The following is a 22,921-nucleotide window of genomic DNA, read 5'->3' as shown; positions in this document are numbered from 1 at the left end:
TTCCCCCTCACCCTAACCCTCTCCCCAGAGGGAAGAGGGGAAAAATATCAGAACTGTGCTTCTTCGGTTGACCCGGTCAGGGCAGTGACGGAGGAGGCGCCGCCCTGAATAATAGTGGTGACTTTATCGAAGTAGCCCGTGCCCACTTCCTGCTGGTGCGAGGCGAAGGTGTAGCCCTGTTTGCTGGCCTCAAATTCCGGCTGTTGGACCTTCTCAACGTAGTGCTTCATGCCTTCGCCCTGGGCATAAGCATGCGCCAGGTCGAACATGTTGAACCACATGCTGTGAATACCCGCGAGGGTGATGAACTGATATTTGTAGCCCATGTCCGACAGCTCCTGCTGGAAGCTGGCGATGGTTTTATCGTCCAGGTTTTTCTGCCAGTTGAAGGACGGGGAGCAGTTATAGGCCAGCAGTTTGCCCGGGTATTTCGCATGGATGGCGTCAGCGAAGCGTTTAGCCAGGGCCAGATCCGGAGTGGAGGTTTCGCACCACACCAGGTCGGCATAAGGGGCGTAGGCCAGACCGCGGCTGATCGCCTGCTCAATGCCGGCATGGGTACGGTAGAAACCTTCGCTGGTGCGCTCCCCGGTAATGAACTGGCTGTCGTAAGGGTCACAATCGGAGGTGATCAGGTCCGCCGCATCGGCATCGGTACGGGCAATCACCAGCGTCGGGACGCCCAGCACGTCAGCGGCCAGACGAGCCGCCACCAGTTTCTGGATCGCTTCCTGAGTCGGGACCAGCACTTTGCCGCCCATATGTCCGCACTTCTTCACCGAGGCCAGCTGATCTTCGAAGTGAACAGCCGCTGCACCGGCCTCAATCATCGATTTCATCAGCTCGAAGGCGTTCAGTACCCCGCCAAAGCCCGCTTCCGCATCGGCAACAATCGGCAGGAAGTAATCCACAAAGCGCGGATCGTTTGGCTCAATACCGGAGGCCCACTGGATCTGATCCGCACGACGGAAGGTGTTGTTGATGCGCTCCACCACGGCCGGAACGGAGTTTGCCGGGTAGAGGGACTGGTCCGGGTACATGCTGGACGCCAGGTTGGCGTCCGCCGCGACCTGCCAGCCTGAGAGATAGACCGCTTCAATCCCCGCTTTCGCCTGCTGCAAGGCCTGGCCGCCGGTCAGCGCGCCGAGGCTGTTGATGTAGCCCTTTTTCGATTCGCCGTGCAGCAGACGCCACATTTTGGCCGCCCCAAGCTGCGCCAGGGTGCACTCCGGGTTAACCGAGCCGCGTAACTTCATCACTTCCTCTGCGCTGTACGGGCGTTCAATGCCTTCCCAGCGCGGTTGAGTCCACTCGTTCTGTAATGCTTCGATTTGTTGGGTACGGGTTTTCATGTGCAGATGCTCCATTATTGTTATGTGGTGAAATCAGGCCAGCAGGCGGTAGCCAGGCAGCGTCAGGAAGTCGATTAAGTCATCTGAGGTGGTGATCTGTTCCATCAGGCGTGCGGCGGCATCGAAGCGACCGCTGCTGAAGCGGTGCTCGCCCAGCTCTTCCTGAATGTTCAGCATCTCTTCCGACAGCATCTGGCGGAACAGGGCTTTAGTCACCGGTTTGCCGTTGCTGAGGGTCTTCTGATGGTGGATCCACTGCCAGATAGAGGTACGTGAGATCTCGGCGGTGGCGGCATCCTCCATCAGACCGTAAATCGGCACACAGCCGTTGCCGGAGATCCATGCCTCGATGTACTGCACCGCCACGCGGATATTGGCGCGCATCCCCTCTTCGGTGCGCTCGCCCTCGCACGGCTCGAGCAACTGAGCGGCGGTGATGGGCGCATCGTCTTCGCGGGTCACGTGCAGCTGATTTATGTTATCGCCCAGGATACGGTTGAACACCTCCATGGCGGTATCGGCCAGCCCAGGGTGCGCCACCCAGGTTCCGTCATGGCCGTTGCTGGCTTCCAGCTCTTTGTCGGCCTTCACCTTGTTCAGCACCTGATTGTTACGTTCGCTGTCTTTACTCGGGATAAAGGCTGCCATGCCGCCCATCGCGAAGGCGCCGCGTTTGTGGCAGGTCTTGATCAGCAGACGTGAGTAGGCATTCAGGAATGATTTATCCATAGTGACCACCTGACGGTCCGGCAGGACGCGATCCGGGTGGTTTTTCAGGGTCTTGATATAGCTGAAGATGTAATCCCAGCGGCCGCAGTTCAGGCCCACAATGTGGTCGCGCAGGGCATGCAGAATTTCATCCATCTGGAACACAGCTGGCAGGGTTTCAATCAACAGGGTGGCTTTGATGGTGCCGCGCGGCAGATCGAAACGATCCTCGGCATAGCTGAAGACCTCACTCCACCAGGCCGCTTCCTGCCAGGCCTGCGTTTTCGGCAGGTAGAAGTAGGGACCGCTGCCTTTGGCCAGCAAGGTCTTATGGTTGTGGAAGAAGTAGAGGGCAAAGTCGAACAGGCTGCCGGGGATCGCTTCCCCGTTCCAGGTAACATGTTTTTCCGGTAAATGCAGGCCGCGCACGCGACAGACCAGTACCGCCGGGTTGGGCTTGAGTTGATAAATTTTGCCGGCTTCATTGGTGTGGCTGATGGTACCGTTCACCGCGTCGCGCAGGTTGATCTGCCCTTCGATCACTTTGCTCCAGTCAGGTGCCAGCGAATCTTCAAAATCGGCCATAAAGACTTTCACATTGGCATTCAGCGCATTGATCACCATTTTGCGCTCTACCGGGCCGGTGATCTCGACGCGTCGGTCCTGCAGATCCTGCGGAATGCCGCGGATCGCCCAGTCACCTTCACGAATGGAATCGGTTTCCGAAATAAAGTCAGGCAGCTTTCCATTATCAATGTCTTGCTGCTGCTGGATACGTGCCGCCAGTAACTTATTGCGTTTTGGCGTGAAGCGGGTCACCAGCTCGGTAAGAAATTCAACGGCATCGGGCGTCAGAACCTGCTGCTCCTGCTCCCCATGCGGTTGGTTAAAGGCCAGTTCATCGATAATGGTTGCCTGTTGATTCATTTTACTGCTCCTCGTCGTTGATCCGAATTCACTTCCCCCACGCGAACGAAGATCGTTGTGTAGTTTTCGTTCAGCAAAATTAAGACTATCTGGATTTATCGTAAAATCAAAAACTATTTCCATTTTTAATTTTAAATGCATGTAATGCATTGATATTGATGAGTTTAAAAATCATTCACCAGACGGATGGGATTTCGGAAATAAAAAAGGCACCCGAAGGTGCCTTAACTGGAGAGCTGAAACGCTACAGGATGAGGATCCTCAGAGGATTACTCCAGCGTCGGATTCATGTGGCGCAGATCGTATGGCGTGATCTGGTAGACGTAATAGTTGAGCCAGTTAGTAAACAGCAGATTGCCATGGCTGCGCCAGGTTGCCCGCGGTTTGTTCTGTGGATCGTTTTGCGGGAAATAGTTGTACGGCACGTCCGGGTTCAAACCCGCTTCGACATCACGGAAATATTCGCTCGCCAGGGTATCGGGATCGTATTCCGGATGGCCGGTGACAAAAGCAATACGCTTGTCTTTGCTGGCGAACAGGTAGGCATCACCCTCTTCGCTCTCGGCGAGGATCTCCAGATCGGTGTAGTCGCGGATCAGTGCAGCCGGGAAATCGGCATAGCGTGAATGAGGGGCCAGGAAGGAATCATCGAAGCCACGTGTCAGCAACGCATGGGGGTGCAGAATATGGTGCTCATAGACGCCCGACAGTTTTTCGCTCCGGGTCTGCTTAGGTATGCCATAAAGAATATTGAGTGCAGCCTGCACTGCCCAGCAGACAAACAGCGTGGAAGTGACATGATCTTTAGCCCACTCCAGCACCTGCTTGATTTGTGGCCAGTAGGCCACGTCGTTGAACTCTACCAGGCCCAGTGGTGCGCCGGTGACAATCAGGCCATCGAAATTCTCGTCGCGGATATCATCGAAGTTGCAGTAGAAGTTATTGAGATGCTCTGAAGGTGTGTTGCGGGACTCACGCGCATCAATACGCAGCAGCTGAATATCGACCTGCAGCGGGGAGTTAGAGAGCAAACGGAGGAACTGGTTTTCAGTCTCAATCTTCTTTGGCATCAGGTTGAGGATAAGCACCTTCAGAGGACGAATTTCCTGACCTGTAGCGCGCGATGCCTTCATCACAAAGACATTTTCATCACGCAAGAAATTGACGGCTGGTAGCTCGTCCTGCACCCGAATCGGCATAACCTTAAATCCTCAAAGCATACGTATAAACGTTTAGACATCCAGATAGCTGACAATAACCAGGAATCAGGCAAATGTCGAGTCTGCATGTGAAAGGTGAGAAAGTTTCAAGGAAGGGATTGGGTGCGGCAGGGGTATGAACCGGAAACATGGGTAACACTTTAGACCGGATACATGGGTAACAGTTATAACTGGCATAGAAGAGGAGACTCGCTATGCCCTGGACTGAGACCCGACCCATGCAACGCCTTGATTTTATCCGTGCCTGCCACGCAGGCACGGACTCCTTTTCCGCCCTCTGTCGGCTCTTCGGCATCAGCCGCAAGACCGGCTATAAATGGCTTCAACGCTTCGACCCGGATGACCTCTCATCCCTCTCTGACCACTCCCGTGCCCCGCACTCGCACTCCCGGTCCGTTCCGGATGGTATCGCGGCTTACCTGACGGCCCTGCGGCAAAAGCACCCTGACTGGGGGCCCAAAAAACTGCGGATGTGGTGCCTCAATCATCATGTCGGTTTTACCGTGCCTGCCGCCAGTACCATCGGCGATATCCTTAAACGGGAGGGCCTGGTTCCGGATAAAAAGCGAAAACGCCGGACGCCGGGCAACCGCCAGCCCCTGACCACCATCAGTGAGAACAATCAGGTCTGGAGCGCGGACTTTAAGGGCAGGTTCAGGCTGCTGAGCAGGGAATACTGCCACCCCTTCACCCTGACCGATAACCACAGCCGGTATCTGCTGAGCTGCCGGGGAACGGACCGGGAGAGCGAGCCCTTCGTCAGACAGTGCCTGACTGATGCGTTCCTGGAGTACGGGCTCCCGGAGGTGCTCAGAACCGACAACGGTCAGCCCTTCGCGGGGACAGGTATCGCCGGGTTAAGCCGTCTTGCGGTCTGGCTGATAAAGCTGGGCGTCAGGCCGGAACGTATCCGGCTGGGTCATCCGGAGGAAAACGGGCGGCACGAACGCATGCACCGTTCCCTGAAAAGCGCGCTGAAACATGGCAATACCTTCATGACGATGGAGGAGCAGCAGGTCTGGTTCAGCCATTACCGGAAGGAATTTAATCATGAAAGGCCCCATGAAGCGCTGAACGGGGCAACACCCGGAACCGTCTGGACACCCTCCGGACGGCGCTGGGATGGCAGGGTTCCGGAGTTCACCTATCCGGCAGGAGCCCGGCTGCATAAGGTGATGTCGAAAGGGGCACTTTATATGGGAAAAATGGTGTTCCTGAGTGAAGCGTTGATCGGGGAGTTCGTCATGCTGGAAGAGCAGGATGATGGCCTTGAGGCCATCATCTTCAATGGAATAACGCTTGCGTACTATGACCGGAAAACCCAGAGTGTGATCCGGATAGACTAGAAAAGTGTTACCTGTGTTCCCGGTCTGATGTGCCACCTGTGTATCCGGTCATACACAGGTGTTGCCCGGTGGCGCTACGCTTACCGGGCCTACAGGCCCCGTAGGCCCGGTAAGGCGCAGACGGCAAAAAAACCCCGCACCTTCCGGTACGGGGTTTCTTTAATTGATGCCTGGCAGTTCCCTACTCTCGCATGGGGAGACCCCACACTACCATCGGCGCTACGGCGTTTCACTTCTGAGTTCGGCATGGGGTCAGGTGGGACCACCGCGCTACAGCCGCCAGGCAAATTCTGTTGTCAGGACGCAGCGTGTGCGGCCTGAGTAATCTGTATCAGCTGAAAATCGTCTTTCAAATCCGCCGAAACAGCTTCGGCGTTGTAAGGTTAAGCCTCACGGTTCATTAGTATCGGTTAGCTCAACGCATCGCTGCGCTTACACACCCGACCTATCAACGTCGTCGTCTTCAACGTTCCTTCAGGACCCTTAAAGGGTCAGGGAGAACTCATCTCGGGGCAAGTTTCGTGCTTAGATGCTTTCAGCACTTATCTTTTCCGCATTTAGCTACCGGGCAGTGCCATTGGCATGACAACCCGAACACCAGTGATGCGTCCACTCCGGTCCTCTCGTACTAGGAGCAGCCCCCCTCAATTCTCCAGCGCCCACGGCAGATAGGGACCGAACTGTCTCACGACGTTCTAAACCCAGCTCGCGTACCACTTTAAACGGCGAACAGCCGTACCCTTGGGACCTACTTCAGCCCCAGGATGTGATGAGCCGACATCGAGGTGCCAAACACCGCCGTCGATATGAACTCTTGGGCGGTATCAGCCTGTTATCCCCGGAGTACCTTTTATCCGTTGAGCGATGGCCCTTCCATACAGAACCACCGGATCACTATGACCTGCTTTCGCACCTGCTCGAGCCGTCACTCTCGCAGTCAAGCTAGCTTATGCCATTGCACTAACCTCCTGATGTCCGACCAGGATTAGCTAACCTTCGTGCTCCTCCGTTACTCTTTAGGAGGAGACCGCCCCAGTCAAACTACCCACCAGACACTGTCCGCAACCCGGATTACGGGTCCACGTTAGAACACCAGCCATTAAAGGGTGGTATTTCAAGGTTGGCTCCACGCAGACTGGCGTCCACGCTTCAAAGCCTCCCACCTATCCTACACATCAAGGACCAGTGTTCAGTGTCAAGCTATAGTAAAGGTTCACGGGGTCTTTCCGTCTTGCCGCGGGTACACTGCATCTTCACAGCGATTTCAATTTCACTGAGTCTCGGGTGGAGACAGCCTGGCCATCATTACGCCATTCGTGCAGGTCGGAACTTACCCGACAAGGAATTTCGCTACCTTAGGACCGTTATAGTTACGGCCGCCGTTTACCGGGGCTTCGATCAAGAGCTTCGCGTTGCCGCTAACCCCATCAATTAACCTTCCGGCACCGGGCAGGCGTCACACCGTATACGTCCACTTTCGTGTTTGCACAGTGCTGTGTTTTTAATAAACAGTTGCAGCCAGCTGGTATCTTCGACTGATTTCAGCTCCACGAGCAAGTCGCTTCACCTACCATCAGCGTGCCTTCTCCCGAAGTTACGGCACCATTTTGCCTAGTTCCTTCACCCGAGTTCTCTCAAGCGCCTTGGTATTCTCTACCTGACCACCTGTGTCGGTTTGGGGTACGATTTGATGTTACCTGATGCTTAGAGGCTTTTCCTGGAAGCAGGGCATTTGTTGCTTCAGCACCGTAGTGCCTCGTCATCACACCTCAGCGTTAGTAAGGTTCCGGATTTACCTGGAACCTCCGCCTACATGCTTAAACCGGGACAACCGTCGCCCGGCCAACATAGCCTTCTCCGTCCCCCCTTCGCAGTAACACCGAGTACAGGAATATTAACCTGTTTCCCATCGACTACGCCTTTCGGCCTCGCCTTAGGGGTCGACTCACCCTGCCCCGATTAACGTTGGACAGGAACCCTTGGTCTTCCGGCGAGCGGGTTTTTCACCCGCTTTATCGTTACTTATGTCAGCATTCGCACTTCTGATACCTCCAGCAGACCTCACAGTCCACCTTCAACGGCTTACAGAACGCTCCCCTACCCAACAACACATAGTGTCGCTGCCGCAGCTTCGGTGCATGGTTTAGCCCCGTTACATCTTCCGCGCAGGCCGACTCGACCAGTGAGCTATTACGCTTTCTTTAAATGATGGCTGCTTCTAAGCCAACATCCTGGCTGTCTGTGCCTTCCCACATCGTTTCCCACTTAACCATGACTTTGGGACCTTAGCTGGCGGTCTGGGTTGTTTCCCTCTTCACGACGGACGTTAGCACCCGCCGTGTGTCTCCCGTGATAACATTCTCCGGTATTCGCAGTTTGCATCGGGTTGGTAAGCCGGGATGGCCCCCTAGCCGAAACAGTGCTCTACCCCCGGAGATGAATTCACGAGGCGCTACCTAAATAGCTTTCGGGGAGAACCAGCTATCTCCCGGTTTGATTGGCCTTTCACCCCCAGCCACAAGTCATCCGCTAATTTTTCAACATTAGTCGGTTCGGTCCTCCAGTTAGTGTTACCCAACCTTCAACCTGCCCATGGCTAGATCACCGGGTTTCGGGTCTATACCCTGCAACTTAACGCCCAGTTAAGACTCGGTTTCCCTTCGGCTCCCCTATACGGTTAACCTTGCTACAGAATATAAGTCGCTGACCCATTATACAAAAGGTACGCAGTCACCTGACGAATCAGGCTCCCACTGCTTGTACGTACACGGTTTCAGGTTCTTTTTCACTCCCCTCGCCGGGGTTCTTTTCGCCTTTCCCTCACGGTACTGGTTCACTATCGGTCAGTCAGGAGTATTTAGCCTTGGAGGATGGTCCCCCCATATTCAGACAGGATACCACGTGTCCCGCCCTACTCTTCGAGTTCACAGCAAGTGTATCTTCGTGTACGGGAGTATCACCCTGTACCCTGCGACTTTCCAGACGCTTCCACTGACACACATGCTGATTCAGACTCTGGGCTGCTCCCCGTTCGCTCGCCGCTACTGGGGGAATCTCGGTTGATTTCTTTTCCTCAGGGTACTTAGATGTTTCAGTTCCCCTGGTTCGCTTCGTTAAGCTATGTATTCACTTAACGATAGTGTGACGAATCACACTGGGTTTCCCCATTCGGAAATCGTCGGCTATAACGGTTCATATCACCTTACCGACGCTTATCGCAGATTAGCACGTCCTTCATCGCCTCTGACTGCCTAGGCATCCACCGTGTACGCTTAGTCGCTTAACCTCACAACCCGAAGCTGTTTCACTTCTGATTGCGAAAATTTGAGAGACTCGAACACACCTACCATCTGCTCTTATTACGGAGAGCAGACACAGTGTGTCGTTTCAATTTTCAGCTTGATCCAGATTTTTAAAGAGCAAATATCTCAAACGTAACTCAGAGAGTTAGTTTTGAGATATAAAGGCAGGTGACTTTCACTCACAAACCAGCAAGTGGCGTCCCCTAGGGGATTCGAACCCCTGTTACCGCCGTGAAAGGGCGGTGTCCTGGGCCTCTAGACGAAGGGGACACTAAAGTCTGCTTCGGCAAGACGCCTTGCTTTTTACTTTTCATCAGACAATCTGTGTGGACACTGCAAAGGCAGGTTCTTTAAGGTAAGGAGGTGATCCAACCGCAGGTTCCCCTACGGTTACCTTGTTACGACTTCACCCCAGTCATGAATCACAAAGTGGTAAGCGCCCTCCCGAAGGTTAAGCTACCTACTTCTTTTGCAACCCACTCCCATGGTGTGACGGGCGGTGTGTACAAGGCCCGGGAACGTATTCACCGTAGCATTCTGATCTACGATTACTAGCGATTCCGACTTCATGGAGTCGAGTTGCAGACTCCAATCCGGACTACGACGCACTTTATGAGGTCCGCTTGCTCTCGCGAGGTCGCTTCTCTTTGTATGCGCCATTGTAGCACGTGTGTAGCCCTACTCGTAAGGGCCATGATGACTTGACGTCATCCCCACCTTCCTCCAGTTTATCACTGGCAGTCTCCTTTGAGTTCCCGGCCTAACCGCTGGCAACAAAGGATAAGGGTTGCGCTCGTTGCGGGACTTAACCCAACATTTCACAACACGAGCTGACGACAGCCATGCAGCACCTGTCTCAGAGTTCCCGAAGGCACCAAAGCATCTCTGCTAAGTTCTCTGGATGTCAAGAGTAGGTAAGGTTCTTCGCGTTGCATCGAATTAAACCACATGCTCCACCGCTTGTGCGGGCCCCCGTCAATTCATTTGAGTTTTAACCTTGCGGCCGTACTCCCCAGGCGGTCGACTTAACGCGTTAGCTCCGGAAGCCACTCCTCAAGGGAACAACCTCCAAGTCGACATCGTTTACGGCGTGGACTACCAGGGTATCTAATCCTGTTTGCTCCCCACGCTTTCGCACCTGAGCGTCAGTCTTTGTCCAGGGGGCCGCCTTCGCCACCGGTATTCCTCCAGATCTCTACGCATTTCACCGCTACACCTGGAATTCTACCCCCCTCTACAAGACTCTAGCCTGCCAGTTTCGAATGCAGTTCCCAGGTTGAGCCCGGGGATTTCACATCCGACTTGACAGACCGCCTGCGTGCGCTTTACGCCCAGTAATTCCGATTAACGCTTGCACCCTCCGTATTACCGCGGCTGCTGGCACGGAGTTAGCCGGTGCTTCTTCTGCGAGTAACGTCAATCGATGAGGTTATTAACCTCACCGCCTTCCTCCTCGCTGAAAGTACTTTACAACCCGAAGGCCTTCTTCATACACGCGGCATGGCTGCATCAGGCTTGCGCCCATTGTGCAATATTCCCCACTGCTGCCTCCCGTAGGAGTCTGGACCGTGTCTCAGTTCCAGTGTGGCTGGTCATCCTCTCAGACCAGCTAGGGATCGTCGCCTAGGTGAGCCATTACCCCACCTACTAGCTAATCCCATCTGGGCACATCTGATGGCAAGAGGCCCGAAGGTCCCCCTCTTTGGTCTTGCGACGTTATGCGGTATTAGCTACCGTTTCCAGTAGTTATCCCCCTCCATCAGGCAGTTTCCCAGACATTACTCACCCGTCCGCCACTCGTCACCCGAAGAGCAAGCTCTTCTGTGCTACCGTTCGACTTGCATGTGTTAGGCCTGCCGCCAGCGTTCAATCTGAGCCATGATCAAACTCTTCAATTTAAGTTTGATGCTCGTGAATTAAACTTCGTAATGAATTACGTATGTTCACTCAGAGACTTTGGTATTCATTTTTCGTCTTGCGACGTTAAGAATCCATGTCACTTTGAGTGCCCACACAGATTGTCTGATAAATTGTTAAAGAGCAGTGCAACGCGGCTTTCGCTCACCGTTGCGAGGTGGCGTATATTACGCTTTCCTCTTTCAGAGTCAAGCGTTTATTTTCGCTTTTCTCTTCAACCGACCCGGCTGTTTGTGTGAAGTGATTCACATCTGCCGTGTCGATGGAGGCGCATTATAGGGAGTTCTCCCGGAGCCGCAACCCTTAAATGACAGAAAAATGACTGACTGCTGCATTCCCCAGCAAAACCCCGCCTTATACCTGATTACTCACAGACTTATCCACAATGCGACGAAAAAGTGAAAATGTGCGAGCGTTGCGCAAACGTTTTCGTTAAAATGCTCGCGCTAAATAAAGTGGCCCCGCCAGGTGTGTTAGTTGAGTTTTTATGTAGAAAACTCACCTAACGCTCTCTGTAATCGTCAAATCCAGGGGATTTACCATGCAACAACGTCGTCCAGTCCGCCGCGCTCTGCTCAGTGTTTCTGATAAAGCCGGTATCGTCGAATTCGCTCAGGCACTTTCTGCACGTGGTGTGGAGCTGCTGTCCACTGGCGGTACTGCCCGCCTGTTAGCAGAGAAAGGCCTGCCGGTAACCGAAGTGTCCGATTACACCGGTTTCCCGGAAATGATGGATGGACGTGTCAAAACCCTGCACCCGAAAGTTCACGGTGGCATCCTGGGTCGTCGCGGTCAGGATGACGGCATTATGGATCAGCACGGGATCGCGCCAATCGATATGGTTGTCGTTAACCTCTATCCATTCGCCCAGACCGTTGCCCGTGAAGGCTGCTCGCTGGAAGACGCCGTAGAGAATATCGATATCGGCGGCCCAACCATGGTGCGCTCCGCCGCCAAGAACCATAAAGATGTCGCCATCGTCGTGAAGAGCAGCGACTACGACGCCATCATTAACGAGATGGATGCCAACGAAGGCTCCCTGAATCTCGAAACCCGTTTTGACCTCGCGATTAAAGCCTTCGAACATACCGCCGCCTACGACAGCATGATTGCCAACTACTTCGGTAGCCTGGTACCTGCCTATCACGGCGCAAGCAACGAACCGTCCGGCCGCTTCTCTCGTACCTTAAACCTGAACTTCATTAAGAAGCAGGATATGCGTTACGGTGAGAACAGCCACCAGCAGGCAGCCTTCTATATAGAAGAAGAAGTAAAAGAAGCCTCCGTTGCGACAGCGCAGCAGGTTCAGGGCAAAGCGCTTTCCTATAACAACATCGCGGACACCGACGCGGCGCTGGAGTGCGTGAAAGAGTTCAGCGAGCCAGCCTGCGTGATCGTCAAGCACGCTAACCCATGCGGCGTGGCGGTCAGCACCTCGATTCTGGATGCTTACGATCGCGCATACAAAACCGACCCGACCTCTGCGTTCGGCGGCATTATCGCCTTCAACCGCGAGCTGGATGCTGAAACCGCTCAGGCAATCATCTCCCGTCAGTTCGTTGAAGTGATTATCGCCCCTTCTGCTACTGAAGAAGCCCTGAAAATCACCGCGGCGAAACAGAACGTGCGCGTGCTGACCTGTGGCCAGTGGGCGGAGCGCGTTCCGGGCCTGGACTTCAAACGTGTGAACGGCGGTCTGCTGGTTCAGGATCGCGACCTGGGTATGGTGACAGAAGCCGACCTGCGCGTGGTCAGCAAGCGTCAGCCGACCGAACAGGAACTGCGTGATGCGCTGTTCTGCTGGAAAGTGGCGAAGTTCGTGAAATCCAACGCCATCGTCTATGCGAAAGAGAACATGACCATCGGGATAGGCGCAGGCCAGATGAGCCGCGTCTACTCCGCGAAAATTGCCGGTATCAAGGCAGGTGATGAAGGGCTGGAAGTGAAAGGTTCTGCCATGGCCTCTGACGCCTTCTTCCCGTTCCGTGACGGTATCGATGCGGCGGCAGCGGTAGGCATCACCTGCGTGATCCAGCCTGGCGGTTCTATCCGCGATGACGAAGTCATTGCCGCGGCTGACGAACACGGCATCGCGATGATCTTCACCGACATGCGTCATTTCCGCCATTAATTCCCGGAGCAGAGAATGAAAGTATTAGTGATTGGTAACGGCGGGCGCGAGCACGCCCTGGCGTGGAAAGCGGCGCAGTCTGCGCAGGTGAAAACCGTCTTCGTGGCCCCGGGTAACGCCGGTACCGCACTGGAGCCCGCCCTGCAGAACGTCGCCATCAGCGTGACCGATATCCCGGCGCTGCTGAGCTTTGCCCAGAACGAGAAGATCGATCTGACCATCGTCGGCCCGGAAGCGCCGCTGGTGATTGGCGTGGTGGATGCCTTCCGCGCTGCGGGCCTGACCATCTTCGGTCCGACCGAAGGTGCCGCCCAGCTGGAAGGCTCTAAAGCCTTCACCAAAGATTTCCTCGCGCGTCACAACATCCCGACCGCGGAATACCAGAACTTCACTGAAGTCGAGCCAGCCCTGGCTTACTTACGTGAAAAAGGCGCCCCGATTGTGATTAAAGCCGACGGTCTGGCTGCCGGTAAAGGCGTGATCGTGGCGATGACCCTCGAAGAAGCCGAAGCCGCGGTTCAGGATATGCTGGCGGGTAACGCTTTTGGCGATGCGGGCCACCGTATCGTGATCGAAGAGTTCCTCGACGGGGAAGAGGCGAGCTTTATCGTGATGGTCGACGGCGAGCACGTGCTGCCGATGGCCACCAGCCAGGACCATAAGCGCGTTGGCGATGCGGATACCGGTCCGAATACCGGTGGGATGGGGGCTTACTCCCCTGCGCCGGTGGTGACCGATGAAGTTCACCAGCGCACCATGGACCGCATCGTCTGGCCAACCGTGAAAGGCATGGCGGCGGAAGGCAATACCTACACCGGCTTCCTCTATGCGGGCCTGATGATCGACAAGCAGGGCAACCCGAAGGTGATCGAGTTCAACTGCCGCTTTGGCGATCCGGAAACTCAGCCGATCATGCTGCGCATGAAATCCGATCTGGTGGATCTGTGCCTGGCGGCCTGCGAAGGCAAGCTGGACAAGAAAACCTCCGAGTGGGACGAACGCGCATCGCTGGGCGTGGTAATTGCAGCGGGCGGTTATCCGGGCAACTACAGCACCGGGGATGAAATCCACGGTCTGCCGCTGGAACAGGTAGAAGGCGCGAAGGTGTTCCATGCTGGCACGACGCTGTCTGATGACGATCGCGTGCTGACCAACGGGGGCCGCGTCCTGTGCGCCACCGCGCTGGGTCATACCGTCGCAGAAGCACAGCAGCGTGCCTATGCCCTGATGGCGGACATTCGCTGGAACGGTAGCTTCAGCCGTAGCGATATTGGTTATCGAGCGATTGCGCGGGAGCAAGGGGAGTAGGTTTTCCCCTCACCCTGGCCCTCTCCCCACAGGGGAGAGGGAACCGATCGCGGCCCCATCAAAAGCTTTTCTCTGTCGGCTGCCAGGTACAGAAATCTTCGTTCGCCACCAGCAGCAGCTGTGATCCTTCCGGCGCTTCCAGCCACGCGACGCTCACTTCCATGGAGGAGTGGCTCTGACGGCGTCCGATATGTTCCGTCGCCCAGCTATCAAGATCCGGTTTCAGGGTCTGGCCTTCGCAGGTGGTCACTGTGCCATCGGCATGCCAGCGCCCCTGATGCAGCACTACCCGCCCCTGTCGCAGCGCGTCACTGGTCTGACGAACCTGGTCAGCACGGTAGCGGTAGAGGTCAATTTGGTCGGTTGAGAGTTGCTGCTTATGACCGCCGATTTCGCGCTGCATAAAGCTCAGCTCACCATGGTCGTCAAAACGCACCCGCACATGCTCGGGCACCTTACTGTAGATATTCACGTCGATAAGGGTAAGCGTATCACCCTGCCAGCTGTACTCGCTGGTCGTGGTACTGCCGCTGTGCCAGGGACTAAAGGCGGAGAGCAGATGGACTTCATCGTCGGTGTCTTTACGCCAGATACGTACCGCACCCTGATTGTCAGCGTAACCGCTGGCAGTAAAAGGCGGCAGAGAGGCGTCATGGCTGCAGGCCGACAGCAAAAGTATGCCTGCCAGCGCCATTGCCTGGCGCCAGACAGACAAAAGGGGCGAAACCGCCCCCTCGATAAAACTGTTCACTGCTACGCGGCTTACTTAACTGCGTCTTTCAGTGCTTTGCCAGATACAAATGCTGGCACGTTAGCTGCAGCGATTTTGATCTCGTTACCGGTCTGCGGGTTGCGGCCAGTACGCTCAGCGCGGTGGTTCACTTTGAAGGTACCGAAACCTACCAGTTGTACAGCATCGCCTTCTTTCAGAGACTCAGTAATAGCAGCCAGGGTGGATTCCAGAGCAGCTTTAGCCTGCACTTTAGACAGATCAGCCTTGTCCGCAATTACATCAATCAGTTGAGTCTTGTTCATAAGTTATCCTTTCAATGTGTTTATCGCTTGCTAAGCATCGAGTGCGACGAAAATGCCAAAAAAGCACTCTCCTGCATACACGCACCGATAGCCACTTTTTTTCGCCCCCCAAATGTAGACCAGACGGGGGGCAGAAGGGAAGAGTACAGGTATGACAAAACAGGCGTAAAATCACGTTTTATTGTTTCACTGGTGAAGATTTATACCAATGTTACTCTCGCCAGCCTCACGCAAGTCTGCACGCAGACCTTTGATCAGCTCGATATCGCGTTCTTCGCACTCTGCCAGCAAACGGAATATTTCCCACTGAATGTCCCATTCCTGCTCAACCGCCGGGTTTAAACGGAGCTCTTCATCGGTCATTTCCCGACCTTCCTGGGTCATCTCCAGCATCGCCACTGACGTAATTGAAGCCTTACTGACTTCGATGGCATGCTCGAGCGTTTCGCCACTCAGGCGCGAGTGAATCAGTTCACTTAATGCCACGCAGGCATCAATCGCCGGATAGACGCCATAGACATCATAGTCATCAGCCGCCGGGATCGCCTCTTCCAGCTTATCGAGCTGAGAATCGAAGTTCACCTTCGCATCTTTGACCGTCAGCGTCTCCCACACCAGATCGAGAATACGGCGATACAGCTGGCCGTCACCAAATTCGGTCTGCTTGCAGAACATGGCGTAGTTCGGGTACATGCGTTCGCACAGACAGGCCATAAAGGTGACATGCTGCCAGCTTTCCAGCTTCTCGAGGCGCAGGTGAATCGGGTTTTGTAACATGATGATGTCTCGAATCGAAAATTAGCGGCAGTTTACCTGAATCAGCGCTGAATTTCCTGCCAACGAACAAAAGCCGGACGCCCGGAAGCCACCGCATCGGCCCAGCGGGTCGGCTCGGGTAATCGATAGCCTTTCATGCAGCGCTGAACCCACGCCAGGGCGGTGTCAGTACTGACGCGATGACCGGTGGCGATGAACAGCGGATTACAGCGCGCCTTGCTGCGCCAGACCCAGGCCAGCTGCTCGCCTTTGTCCATCAAGGGTGCCAGCGCGCCGGGTTCGGCCGACAGGGGTTCAAACTTGCCGCAGAGGCGCTTTTTCGCCACCCCGATGGTCGGGACATCTACCAGCATGCCGAAATGGCTGGCGACGCCGAGACGGCGCGGATGGGAGATCCCGTGGCCATCTACGAACAGCAGATCGGGTCTTCGGGAAAGCTGATCCCACGCCGCCAGCAGCGCGGGATATTCACGAAAAGAGAGGAAGCCGGGGATATAGGGCATGGTGGTGGCAATGCGCGCCACCTGGTACTCCACCAGCTCCAGCCCGGGCCAGGTCAGGAGCACTATCGCCGCCCGCGTCACCTCTCCACCCTGCTCAAACCCGACATCCGCCCCGGCAATCAGCGCGGGTGGGTCTTTATCCAGCCGGTCTTCACGGGAGACCGACGCAGCCAGTTTAAGTTGTTGAGCGCGAAGTGATGCAAGATCCATAACGACTCCTTAGAGGTGATACTGGGCAGAAAGTCGGTGCACCGCCTCCACAAACACGCCTGCATGTTCTGGCGGTACATCCTGATGAATACCGTGCCCCAGGTTAAACACATGGCCCTCGCCCTGACCGAAGCCCGCCAGAATGGTCGCGACTTCTTCTTCAATACGGGCGGCCGGAGCATACAGCATAGACGGATCCATGTTGCCCTGCAGGGCGACTTTGTCTCCTACGCGGCGGCGAGCATCGGCAATATCGGTGGTCCAGTCGAGGCCCAGCGCATCACAACCGGTTGCTGCCAGGGCTTCCAGCCACTGACCACCGCCTTTGGTGAACAGGGTTACCGGCACGCGACGGCCTTCGTTTTCACGCAGCAGGCCATCGACGATTTTATGCATGTAGTAGAGCGAGAATTGCTGATAATCGCGACCCGTCAGCACGCCACCCCAGGTATCGAAGATCATCACCGACTGGGCGCCCGCTTTGATCTGCGCGTTCAGGTACAGGGTGACGCTTTTCGCCAGCTTATCCAGCAGGGCATGCAGCGCCAGCGGATCGGCATACATCATCTTCTTGATGACGGTAAAGGCTTTGCTGCTGCCGCCTTCGATCATGTAGGTCGCCAGCGTCCACGGGCTGCCGGAGAAGCCGATTAGCGGCACCTCGCCTTTCAGCTCGCGACGAATGGTACGCACCGCATTCATCACATAACCGAGCTCCTGCTCCGGGTCCGGGATCGGCAGATTGTCGATATCCGCTTTGCTCTTAATCGGCGAGCTAAAGCGCGGGCCTTCGCCGGTCTCAAAGTACAGGCCCAGCCCCATGGCGTCCGGGATGGTCAGGATGTCAGAGAAGAGGATCGCCGCGTCCAGCGGATAGCGGCGCAGCGGCTGAAGCGTCACTTCGCAGGCCAGCTCCGCATTTTTGCACAGCGACATAAAATCGCCCGCCTGCGCGCGCGTGGCTTTGTACTCCGGCAAATAGCGGCCCGCCTGGCGCATCATCCATACCGGAGTGACATCAACGGGTTGGCGCAGCAGCGCACGCAGATAACGATCGTTCTTCAGTTCGGTCATTTTTGCAGTTCCTTAAGCGTCTTATCTCCAGTGTAACATGTCTCACACATCGTCAGCCCGACACATTGCCACCGTATCTTCTATCAGCCGGCGCGCCACGGTACCGGGCGGTGGCAGCAGCGGCAAATCGTCGTAGCGATACCAGTCGGCGGACAGCAACTCTTTCGGGTCGATGACGATCTCGCCGCTGTCGTACTCGGCCATAAAGGCGGTCATCAGCGATTGCGGGAACGGCCACGGCTGGGAAGTGACATAGCGCAGGTTCTTCACCTTGATGCCGCTCTCCTCCATCACTTCCCGCGCCACGGCCTGCTCGAGGGTTTCGCCCACTTCGACAAACCCGGCCAGTACGGTATGTACCCCGTTGCGATGACGAGTGTGTTGCGCCAGCAAAATGGAATCATCCCGGCGGATGGCGACGATGATGCACGGGGCAATTTGCGGGTAATAGCGTTCCCGGCAGTGGCTGCAGAGCATCGCCCACTCGGTTTTGCTCGGGTGCATGGTGTGGCCGCAGTAGCCACAGAATTTATGCGAGCGATAAAACTCGGCCAACTGCACAGCACGACCCGCCAGCTGGAACAGGCCAACCTCGAGATCGAGCACCTGGCGCACCGATCCCATATCGTGACGGCGATTTTGTTGGATCAACCACACAGAATCGCCTTTCCACTCACCAATATTTAGTGCGTGTTGCCCCGCAAGATCGAAATTATTTGCTTCGCCATAGGGTAATTCACCACCGGGCAACCATAATTTTTGTTCATGGCTGACTAACCACCAGCCGCGATCCGATTTTTCAATTATACGATCCATATCTATTGCACTACCTTTGCTTCACAGGCATGTTGGTAACATTACTATTACATTTTGGGTGGGCAGCTTTTAATCTTAACCTTGCGGAGTCAAACATGCTAAACCAGCTAGAAAACCTGACAGAGCGCGTTGGCGGAAGTAACAAACTGGTCGATCGCTGGCTGCACGTGCGTAAACATCTGCTTGTTGCCTATTACAATCTCGTTGGCATTAAGCCTGGCAAAGAATCTTATATGCGCCTCAACGAAAAAGCGCTGGACGATTTTTGTCAGAGTCTGGTCGATTACCTTTCTAACGGGCATTTCAATATTTATGAGCGCATTATCCGTGACCTGGAAGGTGATAGCCCGCAGTTAGCCGCCACCAGACTCTACCCCCTGCTGGAAGCCAATACTCAGCAAATCATGGATTACTACGACTCCACGCTCGAAAACGCCATCGATCAGGATAACTATCTCGAATTCCAGCAGGCGCTCTCCGATATCGGCGAGGCGCTGGAGCAACGCTTCACCCTGGAAGACAACCTGATCGCCCTTGCGCTGGATCACAATCTGAAAGTGAGTAACGAAGATAACGTCGCCCGACCGGCTTGAGTTATTTCTCGTTAACGCGTAGTTTACATTCACTGCTCCCGCTGTAGGGGAGCATATTCTTGTCGGAGTGCCCAGTGCGAAAGCCGGGCTGAGACCGTTAATTCGGGATCCGCGGAACCTGATCAGGTTAAGACCTGCGAAGGGAACAAGAGTCAATTTATTGTATCGCCCAAGGGCGATCCTCTCTTGCTTCATCCGTCGTCTGACAAGCCACTTCCTGAACTTACTGGAACGAGCTATGTCTGCCACAAAAATGACCCGCCGCGAACAGCGCGCACACGCCCAACACTTTATCGACACCCTGGAAGGCACCGCTTTCCCTAACTCGAAACGCATCTATCTGACGGGTTCGCAGGATGATATCCGCGTGCCAATGCGCGAGATCCAGCTCAGCCCGACGCTGATCGGCGGCAGCAAAGAGAACCCGCAGTTTGAAGAGAACGAAGCGGTACCGGTCTACGACACCTCCGGGCCTTATGGCGATCCGGCGATTGCCATTAACGTCCAGCAGGGGCTGGCCAGGGTGCGCCAGCCGTGGATTGACGCCCGCAACGACTGCGAAGCCCTGAACGAGCAAAGCTCGGCCTATACCCGGGAGCGGCTGGCCGACGACGGTCTGGACGAGCTGCGCTTCACCGGCCTGCTGACGCCGAAGCGTGCCAGAGCGGGCAAGTGCGTGACCCAGTTGCACTACGCCCGCCAGGGGATCGTGACGCCGGAGATGGAGTTTATCGCCATCCGCGAAAACATGGGCCGCGAGCGCATTCGTGGTGAAGTGCTGCGCCATCAGCATCCGGGCGAAGGCTTTGGTGCCCGCCTGCCGGAGAACATCACCCCGGAATTTGTCCGTGACGAAGTGGCCGCGGGTCGCGCCATTATCCCGGCCAACATCAACCACCCGGAATCAGAGCCGATGATCATCGGGCGTAACTTCCTGGTGAAGGTGAACGCCAACATCGGTAATTCGGCAGTCACCTCCTCCATCGAAGAAGAGGTAGAGAAACTGGTCTGGTCCACCCGCTGGGGTGCGGACACGGTGATGGACCTCTCTACCGGGCGCTATATTCACGAAACCCGCGAGTGGATCCTGCGTAACAGCCCGGTGCCGATCGGGACGGTACCTATCTACCAGGCGCTGGAGAAGGTAAACGGCATTGCGGAAGATCTCACCTGGGAAGCGTTCCGCGATACCCTGCTGGAGCAGGCCGAGCAGGGCGTGGACTACTTCACCATTCATGCAGGCGTGCTGCTGCGCTACGTGCCGATGACCGCTAAACGCCTGACCGGCATCGTCTCCCGCGGCGGTTCGATCATGGCGAAATGGTGCCTCTCCCATCATCAGGAGAACTTCCTGTATGAGCACTTCCGCGAGATCTGCGAAATCTGCGCCGCGTACGACGTCTCCCTGTCGCTGGGCGACGGCTTGCGTCCGGGCTCCATTCGCGACGCCAACGACGAAGCGCAGTTTGCCGAACTCCATACCCTGGGCGAGCTGACCAAAATCGCCTGGGAGTATGACGTCCAGGTGATGATTGAAGGTCCGGGCCACGTGCCAATGCAGATGATCCGCCGCAACATGACCGAGGAGCTGGAGCACTGCCACGAAGCGCCGTTCTACACCCTCGGACCGTTGACCACCGATATCGCACCGGGCTATGACCACTTCACCTCCGGGATTGGTGCGGCGATGATCGGCTGGTTTGGCTGCGCCATGCTTTGCTACGTCACGCCGAAAGAGCACCTTGGCCTGCCGAACAAAGAGGACGTCAAACAGGGACTGATTACCTACAAGATTGCTGCCCATGCCGCCGACCTGGCGAAGGGCCATCCGGGGGCACAGATCCGCGATAACGCCATGTCGAAAGCGCGCTTCGAATTCCGCTGGGAAGATCAGTTCAACCTCGCCCTCGACCCGTTCACCGCCCGCGCCTATCACGACGAAACCCTGCCCCAGGAGTCCGGCAAAGTGGCGCACTTCTGCTCCATGTGTGGACCGAAATTCTGCTCGATGAAAATCAGCCAGGAGGTGCGGGATTACGCCGCGGCGCAGACCATCGAAGTGGGGATGGCTGACATGTCGGAAACCTTCCGCGCCCGGGGCGGCGAGATCTATCTCAAGAAAGAGGAGGCGTAATGTATCAGCCCAACTTTCCTTCGGTGCCCTTTCGTCTCGGACTCTATCCGGTGGTCAACAGCGTGGCCTGGATCGAACGTCTGCTGGCCGCGGGCGTAAAAACTATCCAGCTGCGTATCAAGGATAAGCAGGATGATGAGGTGGAGGCCGATATCGTGGCGGCCATTGCCCTGGGGCGTCGCTACGACGCCCGCCTGTTCATCAACGACTACTGGCGGCTGGCGATCAAGCATCAGGCTTACGGTGTGCATCTGGGTCAGGAGGATCTGGAAACCACCGATCTTGAGGCCATTCGCGCCGCCGGATTACGCCTCGGCGTCTCGACCCATGACGACATGGAGATCGACGTGGCGCTGGCAGCGCGTCCCTCCTACATCGCCCTGGGGCACGTTTTCCCCACTCAGACCAAGCAGATGCCTTCCGCCCCTCAGGGGCTGGAACAGCTGGCCCGGCATATCGAACGCCTTGCGGATTACCCTACCGTCGCCATCGGCGGTATCAGCCTTGAACGCGCCCCGGCGGTGTTGGCGACCGGGGTGGGCAGCATTGCGGTAGTCAGCGCCATCACTCAGGCCGAGGAGTGGCAGGCGGCAACGGCGCAGCTACTGCAACTGGCGGGGGTGGACGATGAATGACCGTGACTTTATGCGCTACAGCCGTCAGATCCTGCTGGAGGATATCGCCATTGACGGGCAGCAGAAGCTGCTCGCCAGCCGGGTGTTACTGATCGGCCTTGGCGGGTTAGGTGCCCCGGCGGCGCTGTACCTGGCCGGGGCCGGGATCGGCACGCTGGTGCTGGCCGACGATGACGAGGTGCATCTGAGTAATTTGCAGCGCCAGATTATGTTTACCACCGACGATATCGCCCAGCCGAAAGCGCAGGTGACGCAGCGCCGTTTGCAGCAGCTCAATCCGGATATCCGGCTGATTGCCCTGCAGACTCGCCTGGAAGGCCAGGCCCTGCAGGAGGAGATCGCCCGCGCCGACGTGGTGCTGGACTGCACCGATAACATGGCCACCCGCCAGGCGATCAACGCCGCCTGCGTAATGCTCAACACCCCGCTCATCACCGCCAGCGCCGTCGGCTTTGGCGGGCAGATGATGGTGCTGACGCCGCCCTGGACGCAGGGCTGCTACCGCTGCCTGTGGCCGGAAGACGACGAGCCGCAACGCAACTGCCGCACCGCGGGTATCGTCGGGCCGGTGGTGGGCGTGATGGGAACCTTACAGGCGCTGGAGGCGATCAAGCTGCTCAGCGGCATCGAGTCCCCGCGCAATGCGCTGCGCCTGTTTGATGCCCGGGCAGGAAACTGGCGGCAGCTGGCCCTGCAGCGCGCCAGTGGCTGCCAGGTATGTGGAGGCCAGCATGCGGATCCTGTTTAACGATGAACCGATGCAGTGCGTGGACGGCTTAACCGTCGCCACCCTGCTCCACCAGCTGCGCCAGTTAAAACCCGGGGTCGCACTGGCCCTGAATCAACAGATCCTGCCGCGCGAGCAGTGGGATAAACAGCAGGTTCGCGAAGGCGATCAGATCCTGCTCTTTCAGGTGATTGCCGGAGGCTGAA

Annotated in this window: 17 protein-coding genes, 1 tRNA gene, 3 rRNA genes and 1 riboswitch; of the genes, 8 read left to right on the top strand and 13 right to left on the bottom strand. The window is 56.3% G+C overall.

Annotated features, from left to right (window positions below):
- Nucleotides 1–47: 47 nt before the first annotated feature.
- The 3 genes from aceA to metA form a co-directional block, all read right to left on the bottom strand.
- Entirely contained in the window at nt 48–1,352 is a 1,305-nt protein-coding gene (gene aceA, locus SOM40_RS01115) for an isocitrate lyase (protein WP_320529794.1), read from the bottom strand.
- A 33-nt stretch (nt 1,353–1,385) separates the two neighbouring features.
- Nucleotides 1,386–2,987, bottom strand: coding sequence for a malate synthase A (gene aceB / locus SOM40_RS01110; RefSeq protein WP_320529793.1), 1,602 nt, complete (start codon nt 2,985–2,987; stop codon nt 1,386–1,388).
- Between the two features lie 269 nt (nt 2,988–3,256).
- Nucleotides 3,257–4,186, bottom strand: a complete 930-nt coding sequence (gene metA, locus SOM40_RS01105; protein ID WP_106993899.1) for a homoserine O-acetyltransferase MetA — start codon at nt 4,184–4,186, stop codon at nt 3,257–3,259.
- A 215-nt stretch (nt 4,187–4,401) separates the two neighbouring features.
- Here metA and SOM40_RS01100 point away from each other — a divergent pair, with 215 nt between their 5' ends.
- Nucleotides 4,402–5,553, top strand: coding sequence for an integrase core domain-containing protein (locus SOM40_RS01100; RefSeq protein WP_320529792.1), 1,152 nt, complete (start codon nt 4,402–4,404; stop codon nt 5,551–5,553).
- 168 nt (nt 5,554–5,721) lie between these two features.
- Here the strand turns inward: SOM40_RS01100 and rrf are convergent.
- The 4 genes from rrf to SOM40_RS01080 form a co-directional block, all read right to left on the bottom strand.
- Nucleotides 5,722–5,837: ribosomal RNA gene (rrf, locus tag SOM40_RS01095) — 5S ribosomal RNA — on the bottom strand.
- Nucleotides 5,838–5,932: 95 nt separating this feature from the next.
- Nucleotides 5,933–8,839, bottom strand: a 23S ribosomal RNA gene (locus tag SOM40_RS01090).
- A gap of 210 nt (nt 8,840–9,049) precedes the next feature.
- Nucleotides 9,050–9,125, bottom strand: a tRNA-Glu gene (locus tag SOM40_RS01085).
- Nucleotides 9,126–9,211: 86 nt separating this feature from the next.
- Nucleotides 9,212–10,753: ribosomal RNA gene (locus tag SOM40_RS01080) — 16S ribosomal RNA — on the bottom strand.
- The 16S, 23S and 5S rRNA genes sit together here with 1 tRNA gene alongside, the layout of an rRNA operon.
- A 560-nt stretch (nt 10,754–11,313) precedes the next feature.
- Between SOM40_RS01080 and purH the strand changes: the two genes are divergently transcribed.
- Complete coding sequence (gene purH, locus SOM40_RS01075) at nt 11,314–12,903, top strand: bifunctional phosphoribosylaminoimidazolecarboxamide formyltransferase/IMP cyclohydrolase (RefSeq protein ID WP_312189212.1); 1,590 nt, start codon at nt 11,314–11,316, stop codon at nt 12,901–12,903.
- Nucleotides 12,904–12,918: 15 nt separating this feature from the next.
- Nucleotides 12,919–14,211, top strand: a complete 1,293-nt coding sequence (purD, locus tag SOM40_RS01070; protein WP_320530865.1) for a phosphoribosylamine--glycine ligase — start codon at nt 12,919–12,921, stop codon at nt 14,209–14,211.
- Between the two features lie 58 nt (nt 14,212–14,269).
- Here the strand turns inward: purD and SOM40_RS01065 are convergent, their stop codons facing one another.
- From SOM40_RS01065 to nudC, 6 genes are all read right to left on the bottom strand, one after another.
- Complete coding sequence (locus SOM40_RS01065; RefSeq protein ID WP_106996059.1) at nt 14,270–14,962, bottom strand: DUF1481 domain-containing protein; 693 nt, start codon at nt 14,960–14,962, stop codon at nt 14,270–14,272.
- An 11-nt stretch (nt 14,963–14,973) separates the two neighbouring features.
- Nucleotides 14,974–15,246, bottom strand: a complete 273-nt coding sequence (gene hupA / locus SOM40_RS01060) for a nucleoid-associated protein HU-alpha (protein ID WP_032615913.1) — start codon at nt 15,244–15,246, stop codon at nt 14,974–14,976.
- A 186-nt stretch (nt 15,247–15,432) separates the two neighbouring features.
- Nucleotides 15,433–16,023 (bottom strand): YjaG family protein, encoded by a 591-nt coding sequence (locus tag SOM40_RS01055; RefSeq protein ID WP_106996058.1) that lies wholly within the window; start codon nt 16,021–16,023, stop codon nt 15,433–15,435.
- 41 nt (nt 16,024–16,064) lie between these two features.
- The gene (gene nfi / locus SOM40_RS01050; RefSeq protein ID WP_106996057.1) at nt 16,065–16,736 is read right to left on the bottom strand and encodes a deoxyribonuclease V; all 672 of its coding nucleotides are present in this window, start codon (nt 16,734–16,736) and stop codon (nt 16,065–16,067) included.
- Between the two features lie 9 nt (nt 16,737–16,745).
- Nucleotides 16,746–17,810, bottom strand: coding sequence for a uroporphyrinogen decarboxylase (gene hemE, locus SOM40_RS01045; protein WP_166181244.1), 1,065 nt, complete (start codon nt 17,808–17,810; stop codon nt 16,746–16,748).
- A 42-nt stretch (nt 17,811–17,852) separates the two neighbouring features.
- On the bottom strand, nt 17,853–18,626 hold the full coding sequence (gene nudC, locus SOM40_RS01040) for an NAD(+) diphosphatase (protein ID WP_262662369.1): 774 nt from the start codon (nt 18,624–18,626) through the stop codon (nt 17,853–17,855).
- A gap of 95 nt (nt 18,627–18,721) precedes the next feature.
- Here nudC and rsd point away from each other — a divergent pair, with 95 nt between their 5' ends.
- The 5 genes from rsd (at nt 18,722) to thiS (ending at nt 22,920) form a co-directional block, all read left to right on the top strand.
- Nucleotides 18,722–19,219: a sigma D regulator gene (rsd, locus tag SOM40_RS01035; protein ID WP_225759819.1), complete on the top strand. Its 498-nt coding sequence runs from the start codon at nt 18,722–18,724 to the stop codon at nt 19,217–19,219.
- Nucleotides 19,220–19,272: 53 nt separating this feature from the next.
- A riboswitch (TPP riboswitch) is annotated at nt 19,273–19,381 on the top strand.
- A 76-nt stretch (nt 19,382–19,457) separates the two neighbouring features.
- The gene (gene thiC / locus SOM40_RS01030) at nt 19,458–21,353 is read left to right on the top strand and encodes a phosphomethylpyrimidine synthase ThiC (RefSeq protein WP_320530864.1); all 1,896 of its coding nucleotides are present in this window, start codon (nt 19,458–19,460) and stop codon (nt 21,351–21,353) included.
- The gene (gene thiE / locus SOM40_RS01025; RefSeq protein WP_225759821.1) at nt 21,353–21,988 is read left to right on the top strand and encodes a thiamine phosphate synthase; all 636 of its coding nucleotides are present in this window, start codon (nt 21,353–21,355) and stop codon (nt 21,986–21,988) included. The genes thiC and thiE overlap by 1 nt, the downstream gene beginning before the upstream one ends.
- Complete coding sequence (locus tag SOM40_RS01020; RefSeq protein WP_320530863.1) at nt 21,981–22,736, top strand: HesA/MoeB/ThiF family protein; 756 nt, start codon at nt 21,981–21,983, stop codon at nt 22,734–22,736. The genes thiE and SOM40_RS01020 overlap by 8 nt, the downstream gene beginning before the upstream one ends.
- Nucleotides 22,720–22,920: a sulfur carrier protein ThiS gene (thiS, locus tag SOM40_RS01015; RefSeq protein ID WP_225759823.1), complete on the top strand. Its 201-nt coding sequence runs from the start codon at nt 22,720–22,722 to the stop codon at nt 22,918–22,920. Before SOM40_RS01020 ends, thiS begins: the two co-directional genes overlap by 17 nt.
- Nucleotide 22,921 lies beyond the last annotated feature (1 nt).

The sequence above is a fragment of the Leclercia sp. CFBP8987 genome, assembly GCF_034044995.2.
GTDB classification, from domain to species: Bacteria; Pseudomonadota; Gammaproteobacteria; order Enterobacterales; family Enterobacteriaceae; genus Enterobacter; species Enterobacter tamurae.
The sequence above is the reverse complement of the archived record's forward strand: the minus strand, read 5'-3'. Positions and strand labels throughout refer to the sequence as shown.